Source organism: Ventrimonas sp., from assembly GCF_048380235.1.
GTDB lineage: Bacteria > Bacillota > Clostridia > Lachnospirales > Lachnospiraceae > Brotaphodocola.
Genome location: NZ_DBFCCJ010000032.1, coordinates 1 through 1914, shown reverse-complemented (window position 1 = coordinate 1914; position 1914 = coordinate 1). Strand labels below are relative to the sequence as shown.

1 pseudogene is annotated in these 1914 nt (G+C 54.3%); it reads left to right on the top strand.

What is annotated here, in order from left to right:
• Positions 1-1914: pseudogene (locus ACMP1L_RS05060) on the top strand (SNF2-related protein); the annotation flags it as partial.

The window sequence follows — 1914 nt, the reverse complement described above, 5'->3', positions numbered from 1 at the left end:
GTGGGCTGGGGCGGTCTCTCTGATGCGTTTGACCCGGAGAAACCGGCATGGGCTTTAGAGTATGCCCAGCTAAAAGAACTGCTGACCCCGGAGGAATATGCCGCCGCCAGAAGCTCTACCCTCAACGCCCATTACACCAGTCCTACGGTCATTCAGGCCATCTATGAAGCGGTGGACCGTATGGGATTTGAGACCGGAAATATTCTGGAGCCGTCTATGGGTGTGGGCAATTTCTTTGGTATGCTGCCGGAGGGAATGCGAAACAGCCGTCTGTACGGCGTGGAGCTGGATTCCATCAGCGGACGGATTGCAAAGCAACTCTATCCAAAGGCGGACATCACAGTAGGCGGCTTTGAGACCACCGACAGGCGTGACTTCTTTGATCTTGCCATCGGCAATGTGCCGTTCGGTCAGTATCAGGTCAACGACAAAGCCTACAACAAGCTGAATTTCAGTATTCATAACTATTTTTTTGCCAAAGCACTCGACCAGGTGCGTCCCGGCGGCGTGGTAGCTTTTGTGACCTCCCGATATACCATGGACGCCAAGGATTCCACCGTGCGCCGCTATCTTGCCCAGCGTGCTGAGCTGCTGGGTGCTATCCGTCTGCCCAATGATGCGTTCAAAAAGAATGCCGGTGCCGAGGTTGTATCGGACATCATTTTTCTCCAAAAGCGGGACCGTCCGCTGGACATCGTGCCGGAATGGACTCAGACCGGACAAACGGAGGATGGGTTTGCCATCAACCGGTATTTTATCGACCACCCGGAAATGGTGCTGGGCAGACAGGAGCCGGTAAGCACTGCTCATGGTATGGACTACACTGTGAATCCTATCGAGGGACTGGAGCTTTCCGACCAGCTGCATGATGCCGTGAAGTACATTCATGGCACTTATCAGGAGGCAGAGCTGCCGGAGCTGGGCGAAGGCGAAGCTATTGACACCTCCATTCCTGCCGACCCCAATGTGAAGAACTATTCCTATGCCATTGTAGACGGGCAGGTGTACTACCGGGAAAACAGCCGTATGGTGCGCCCTGACCTCAACGCCACCGCCGAAGCCCGCGTGAAAGGTCTTGTGGGACTGCGTGATTGTGTGCAGGAACTGATCGACCTTCAGATGGATGCAGCGGTTCCGGACAGCACCATTACCCAAAAGCAGGCGGAACTGAACAGCCTCTATGACAGCTTTTCTGCCAAATACGGTCTCATCAATGACCGTGCAAACCGTCTGGCCTATGCAGACGATTCTTCCTATTACCTGCTCTGTGCGCTGGAAGTCATCGACGAGGACGGAAAGCTGGAACGCAAGGCAGATATGTTCACCAAACGGACCATCAAGCCCCATCAGGCGGTGGCTGTGGTGGATACGGCAAGTGAAGCACTGGCGGTGTCCATCTCGGAAAAAGCCTGCGTGGATATGGACTATATGAGCCAGCTTACCGGAAAAACAAAAGAAGAACTGGCCGGAGAGCTGCAAGGCGTAATCTTCCGTGTACCGGGACAGTTGGAGCAGGACGGAACGCCCCATTATGTGACTGCTGATGAATACCTCTCTGGCAATGTACGCCGCAAACTGCGTCAGGCGCAGCGGGCGGCACAGCAGGACCCGGTTTATGCAGTCAATGTGGAAGCTCTTACCGCCGCTCAGCCCAAAGACCTGGATGCGTCGGAGATCGAGGTGCGCCTTGGCGCCACCTGGATCGACAAGGAATATATCCAGCAGTTTATGTACGAGACCTTCAACACCCCGTTTTATCTCCAGCGCAGCATAGAGGTCAACTATTCCTCCTTTACTGCTGAATGGCAGATCAAGGGGAAATCTTCCGTATCCTACAACGATGTGGCAGCTTACACCACCTATGGAACCAGCCGTGCCAATGCCTACAAGATTTTGGAGGACAGCCTGAACCTG